Raw genomic sequence first — 6,647 nt, forward strand, 5'->3', positions numbered from 1 at the left:
ACTGTGCTGTGTTAAAGGGTTAGAAGAATTTTTTTCTCCAGAATATGAAGGTTGTTAGACTGGATATGAATGCTACAAATAAGATAATGATGGTAAATGCGTACGGTTTATGCTGGAACGGCAAATCTACATTCATTCCAAAAAAGCTCGAAACCATTGTCGGCAAAGCAAGGATAATCGTAATTGAGGTTAAAAATTTCATCACCATATTTAGATTATTCGAGATAACTGAGGCAAATGAATTCATCATTCCGCTAAGGATTGTACTATATATCTCCGCCATTTCAATTGCCTGTTGCGTTTCGATAATGACGTCCTCTAATAATTCCTTATCCTCTTCATACATCTTCAAATGATTTAACCGCAATAATTTTTCCAAAACAATCTTGTTCGATTTTAGCGATGTGGTGAAATAAACTAAGGATTTCTCCAGCGCTAACAGAGCATAAAGCTCTTTATTTTTCATTGAAAGATGCAAGCCTCTTTCAATATCATCAGTTTTCTTATTGATTTGCTTAAGATATCTTAAATAGTAAGTGGAAATCGAAAATAAAATTTGTAGAGCGAATCTTGTTTTCTTATTTGTATAAAACCCTTTAATTTTATTATTATAAAAATCTCCCAATATCGGGGTCTCTTTTAATGAGACAGTCATAAAACACTCTTCTGTAATAATCATCCCAATTGGAATCGTTTCATAAATCGGCAAACCAGCATCATCACTTGTAATATACGGAAAGTCCACAATAATGAGGACATTATTATCTTCGCGATCAATCCGTGATCGTTCTTCATCATCCAGTGCGTCTTTAAAAAAATCAACTGGAATGTCGAGCTTATTAGCTACATAATTAATTTCTTCTTCATTTGGTGCTATCATATTAATCCAACAGCCTTTAGTGATATCACCAATTTTTTCGATATGTCTTTCTCCATTTGCATAGAAAAATTCAATCATACTCACACCTCCTCATTATCGAGAGGAAGTAAGCATACCTTTTAAAGAGTCGATATTATTGACATTATCACTCCTGTTTATAAAAAGTATAAATCCGACTTCCTCCTTTGGACTGCTCGGTTCGGGATCAGGAGAACCTTTACTACTCAACAATATCAACTCCTTTTCTGTAAAAAATAATCAAAGATTTGACTATGAAATTCGTTTGCAATTGCGGGCGGACCCGCTTTTCTTATTAAACTCCTCATCTATCTTATACCCTAAATAAGAAAAACTGCAATAAATAATTATTACAGTTTACACATCAATTGGCTCGTGGCCATTTAATATATTTTCAATTTTGTTAATTAGCTCTTCGATGGTGTCAAAAGAAAAGTCAATTTTTGCAAAAACATCACGTAAATTCAAGACCAACACAGGCTCACAAGCTTTATTTCTTTCATCGAAATGTACTGTTGATGTCACGGACCAGTCCCCATCTAGCCAAATCGCTATTTGCTCGACATTCCCATCCCATAGTACTTCCTTAAATAAATCCTTCGCCTGAAGTTCCAGGTCAACTTCCATTTTCTACCCCTCCGAAGTTACTTTCATTAGAATTATAGACTAACCTACCTAAAAAGCCAAGTCGATTAGTATTTGTTCGTTCTGTATGATTTTATTCATGAAGGTAAGAAAATAGTTATTATATCTGACTATTTTAATATCAGCGTGTGATTAATTGATGTTGGAATTTCGCACCAATTTAATCATATAATAAAACCAGCTTCAAAAGAAAAACGGTACAGGACTAAGCCGAACTTAGTCTTGTACCGTTGGGTTTGTTCTAGTTATCTTTTATTATACTAATTCAGCAACGTTTTGAAGCATAGTTCCATTTTGCTTGAAGTTAGTATGCCAAGACAATGCTTTCTCTAATACGTGTGGAGTTTGGCCGCCTCTTTCAAGTGCTTCAGCATAGTAAGCTCTTAATTGGTCACGGTACATAGGGTGTGCACAGTTTTCAATAAGTAGCTCTACGCGCTCTCTTGGAGCCAAGCCGCGTAAATCTGCATAGCCTTGTTCAGTAACGATTACATCAACATCATGCTCAGTGTGATCCACGTGAGATACGAATGGTACGATACTTGAGATTTTGCCATCTTTTGCGATTGACTTAGTTACAAAGATACCAAGACGTGCATTACGAGCAAAGTCTCCGGAACCACCGATACCGTTCATTAGGTTAGTACCCATAACATGAGTTGAGTTTACATTTCCGTAAATATCGATTTCAAGAGCAGTATTGATAGAAATCAGACCCATACGACGGATAAGCTCCGGGTGGTTAGAGATTTCTTGTGGTCTTAAAATGATTTTATCGCGATATTTATCAAACTCTGTATATAGAGTTGAATTTCTTGTTTCAGATAGTGTAAATGAACATCCTGACGCAAACTTAATTTTGCCTTGATCCATTAAGTCAAAAACTGAATCCTGAAGTACTTCAGAGTAAACCTCTAAGTCAGTGAATTCAGAATCACCAAAACCATGGAATACAGCGTTTGCAATAGAACCAACACCAGATTGTAATGGTGCTAAGCTTTCAGTTAAGCGACCAGCTTTGATTTCTTCACGTAAGAAATCAAGTAAGTGATTAGCCATTGTTACAGTCTCTTCATCTGGAGGAACAATAGCAGATGGAGAATCTGGAATATTACAAATGACAATCCCAGCAATTTTATCAGAATCAACTTTAATTCCGATTTCTCCAATACGATCGTCAACCTTAGTGATTGGAATAGGACCGCGCTCCCCTTGTTTTGCAGGCGCATAGCAATCATGAACACCAACTAATGATTCTGGATGAGCCAAGTTAAGTTCTACGATAACTTTTTTCGCATGATTAGCGAAAACTAGGTTGTTACCAACTGAAGTAGAAGGAATAATTGTACCATCTTCAAGTATTGCAACCGCATCCAAAATTGCGAAATCGATAGCATCGATTGCTCCTTGACGAATCCATTCAGGTGTTTGCGATAAGTGATTATCTACATAAAGCATTTCACCTTTATTGATTGATTTTCTCATAACGCCATCCGCTTGGAATGGTAAACGCTTGTTGATAATTCCAGCTTCAGCCATTAATTTATCTGTTTCACCTAAAGAAGCCCCAGTATAAACATTTACTTTAAATTCTTCAGTTTCAGCGCGTTTTACTAATGCATAAGGAACAGCCTTCGCATCACCTGATTTTGTAAATCCACTTAATCCTAATGTCATTCCGTCTTCAATCCAAGATGCTGCTTCTTCAGCAGAAACTACCTTATCGTGTAAACGAACGTCTTTAATTCGGCTTAATTTGTTTTCCACGCTACCATCCCCCTATTATACATCTTTAGACATATTTTACAGGATGTTGTACAACAGCTAGCCAAATTTGGACGAAATTAGACAATTTTGTGACAAAACAGTTAAATTTCGACACTAAACAGCAAAGTACTTATCAGAAAAATAACAATTTTCTAAAATAGCTCGAATAAGACTGACTTACAGGGATTCGATCACCATTTTTCATCTTTAATACAAAGGTTGAATGAGTATCAGGATAAATTTCCGTAATATGATTTACGTTTACGATAAACGAACGGTGACAGCGGATAAATGATTCCTTTGGCAGAAAATATTCAAATTCCTGTAATGAGTACTTATGGGTTCCTGATATCGCTTCAGTGAACACATGAGTCTTACGGTCCTTCGCCTCTAAATACACAACTTTTGTGAACGGAACTGGGACCCAACCGTCCTGCACGCGCACCGTCACAATCGATTTCCCATCATTTAACGCTGGGAATATTGCCGTTACACAACCTTCTATCTTCCCATCACGGAAAAACGGGACCGCCATTCCATAATATGGTACACCAAATATCTCACGATTAATAAATTCTGAAACTTTTTGTCTAGTTGTTAATGCTTTATGAGTTAGGGTTCCTTCTTTTACGAGGTCACCTTGACTAATTTTCAAATCAATCCGTTTACTTGGTCGATAATAAACATATTCTGTGGTGTTTGAAACGGCAATCGAAGTTTCATCTGAAAAAAGTTCACCGATCACGTCAATAAGTCCTGCTGCCGTTAAATTTTCCATTTGCAACACCTTTCAAAAAATTAGGATAAATTACAATATAATTTTACACATTTTCGACATAACTTTCCATTAAGAACACTCATGACCTATTACCTTTTTGGGCAAACTCCACCATTATAACCAAATATTTAACAATCGAAGTGAAAACGGTCATAATGGGAGTAGATTATTGGTTTTTAGGCGGAGGGAGGCTTATCTAATGAACACGTTAGGACTGTGGATGTCACGATATAAAAGGACAGTAATTGTAATCTGGATTGCCATTGTTGCTGTTTTTGGTATTTTTGCATTGAAATTACCATCCGTATTAAGCGGAAACGGATTTGATTATGCTGGTGAATATGAACAAACTCGGCAAATACTTGATGATGATTTCGAGCAGCCGAAATCCGTTATTATTGTCTTATTTGAGAAAAATAAATCTGTCAGTAACGATGATTGGACTCGGTTTATCAATCAGTCATTCGATAATGCGGCAGATACCCCTGAAGTGGAAAAGGTCATATCCCCTTTTGAGCAACCGGATATGATAAAAGAAAATTATGCATATGGGATTCTTACTTTTGAAAAGGACGCTGAAAGCTTAGGTGATTCTATCAATCATCTCCAATCCGTCCTTAAAAATGAGAAGGGCATCAATGTATCGATTACTGGTGAACCGGTGATTGTTAAAGATTTGAACCAAGCTAGTCAAAAAGACTTAGCTAAAGCTGAAATGATTGGCTTACCGATTGCATTGGTCGTTCTTATACTTGCATTTGGGAGCTTAGTAGCAGCCAGCCTTCCTATTATCGTTGGTGTGATTTCCATCGCGACAACAATGGGCATCGTATATTTCTTTAGTTACGCCTTTGATTTGACGATTTTTATCTTAAATATTGTTCCGATGATAGGTCTTGCCTTGAGTATTGATTTCGCCTTACTATTTATCAATCGCTTCAAGGAAGAAATTGCACATTCATCTGTCGAGCAAGCTGTTGTTACAACCGTTGCGACTGCCGGCAGGTCAATTATTTTCTCTGCATCCTGTGTGTTTATTGGTTTACTCGGATTAATGTTTATCGAGATTGATATTTTCCGCAATGTCGCTATTGGTGGAATGACCGTGGTACTTGTCGCTGCCCTATCGGCGATTACCTTTTTGCCCGCATTTCTGTCGTTATTAGGTAAACGAATTCATTCACTTACCATCCTTAAGATTGACAGTAGCAGTGAAGGGATTTGGAGCAAATTAGCCCACCTTGTAATGAAACGACCAGTCATTATGGCGATTTTAGCATTGATTATTTTAATTACCGCTTTAATACCCGTTAAGGATATGGATGTTACTGTCCCTGGTATCGATGCATTGCCGACAACCTACGAATCAAGAAAAGCATATGATACATATCAAGACATCTTTGTTGATAAAAAACAAAGCAGTGAAAATACCGTCGTCCTTGTTCTTGAAACAGCCAAGGAATCCGGTGACGCTCTTGAAATAAGCAATCTTGAAAAGATCCAAAGCATTATTAGTAAAATAGAGAAGGATGAGGGAGTCGAACAAGTTCAATCGATTTTCTCACTGTCCGGAATTGCAGACCCAAACCAATTAACAATGGCTCTATCTCAACCTAACAGCCCTCTTGCTCCATTAGCCGGACAATACATTTCTGAAAATAAAATGTTGGTTCATGTTTATTTGAAGGAAAAATTGTCAACAGGTGAAAAACGCGACTGGGTAAGGGATTGGATGGATAAGGACTTTGGTATGAAAGCTTCATTCGGAGGCAGCATTAAATTTGAGCAAGAAATATTTGATGAAATCCTAAAGCAGATGCCTAAAGGTTTGGCGTTAATATTCGTTTCAACTTTCTTGATTTTAATGATTGCATTCCGTTCGTTGCTGATTCCAATAAAAGCTATCATTATGAATGTGTTAAGCCTCAGTGCTACTTTCGGAATGGTTGTTTGGATATTCCAGGAAGGGCATCTCGGAATTGAGCCTGCCAGTATCACCTTAATGCTGCCAGTGTTTGTATTTAGCTTAGTATTCGGTCTGTCTATGGATTACGAAGTTTTCTTGATTTCTAGAATCCATGAAATTTATTTGGAAACGAAAGACAATCATTACGCTACGCTAAATGGTTTAATATCGACAAGTAAAATTATTACTTCTGCAGCAGCCATCATGATTGTCGTCACAGGGGCCTTTGCGTTTACTGGAGTTGTACCAGTCAAGCAGCTCGGCGTTGGGATAGCACTTGCCATTTTCATCGACGCTACAATTATTAGGATGGTACTAGTACCATCGCTAATGAAACTTTTTGGCGACTGGAACTGGTGGCTCTTCGGCCTCAAACAAAAACAAAACAGCCTACACTAACGCAGTAAAGCGGTGGGGGACAGTCCCATTAGTCTTGCATGAGTGTCTTTAAATTGAATTTATGTATTTTTTTTACATTCACTCAGAGTTGTTAAATGAAAAAACGGGAACATGGTTCTATAAAAGACCTTGTTCCCATTTTTTTACTTATTTAAAATGTCTTATTTCTTACGTTTTTCTTTACAAATGGCGAC

General features: G+C 37.1%; 5 protein-coding genes. 1 reads left to right on the forward strand and 4 read right to left on the reverse strand.

The window, feature by feature from the left end; translation table 11 throughout:
* Positions 1-19: 19 nt before the first annotated feature.
* The 4 genes from FXW34_RS08935 to FXW34_RS08950 all read right to left on the reverse strand — a co-directional run bounded on the left by FXW34_RS08935 (position 20) and on the right by FXW34_RS08950 (position 4,088).
* The gene (locus FXW34_RS08935) at positions 20-958 is read right to left on the reverse strand and encodes a magnesium transporter CorA family protein (protein WP_147533626.1); all 939 of its coding nucleotides are present in this window, start codon (positions 956-958) and stop codon (positions 20-22) included.
* Positions 959-1,255: 297 nt separating this feature from the next.
* Positions 1,256-1,525: a hypothetical protein gene (locus FXW34_RS08940; RefSeq protein WP_147533627.1), complete on the reverse strand. Its 270-nt coding sequence runs from the start codon at positions 1,523-1,525 to the stop codon at positions 1,256-1,258.
* A gap of 273 nt (positions 1,526-1,798) precedes the next feature.
* Positions 1,799-3,310, reverse strand: coding sequence for a succinyl-CoA:acetate CoA-transferase ScpC (gene scpC, locus FXW34_RS08945; RefSeq protein ID WP_147533628.1), 1,512 nt, complete (start codon positions 3,308-3,310; stop codon positions 1,799-1,801).
* A 133-nt stretch (positions 3,311-3,443) separates the two neighbouring features.
* Positions 3,444-4,088 carry a LytTR family DNA-binding domain-containing protein gene (locus tag FXW34_RS08950; protein WP_147533629.1) on the reverse strand — a complete coding sequence of 215 codons (645 nt, stop codon included), beginning with the start codon at positions 4,086-4,088 and terminating at the stop codon, positions 3,444-3,446.
* 199 nt (positions 4,089-4,287) lie between these two features.
* Here FXW34_RS08950 and FXW34_RS08955 point away from each other — a divergent pair, with 199 nt between their 5' ends.
* On the forward strand, positions 4,288-6,453 hold the full coding sequence (locus FXW34_RS08955; protein ID WP_147533630.1) for an MMPL family transporter: 2,166 nt from the start codon (positions 4,288-4,290) through the stop codon (positions 6,451-6,453).
* The last annotated feature ends 194 nt before the right edge of the window (positions 6,454-6,647 follow it).

Origin of the sequence: Bacillus marasmi (assembly GCF_902168435.1) — a bacterium.
Lineage (GTDB): Bacteria > Bacillota > Bacilli > Bacillales > Cytobacillaceae > Bacillus_BU > Bacillus_BU marasmi.

Coding starts and splice junctions, on each gene's coding strand:
- FXW34_RS08935 (WP_147533626.1), bottom strand. CDS start 958: ATGATTGAATTTTTCTATGCAAATGGAGAAAGACATATCGAAAAAATT.
- FXW34_RS08940 (WP_147533627.1), bottom strand. CDS start 1,525: ATGGAAGTTGACCTGGAACTTCAGGCGAAGGATTTATTTAAGGAAGTA.
- FXW34_RS08950 (WP_147533629.1), bottom strand. CDS start 4,088: ATGGAAAATTTAACGGCAGCAGGACTTATTGACGTGATCGGTGAACTT.
- FXW34_RS08955 (WP_147533630.1), top strand. CDS start 4,288: ATGAACACGTTAGGACTGTGGATGTCACGATATAAAAGGACAGTAATT.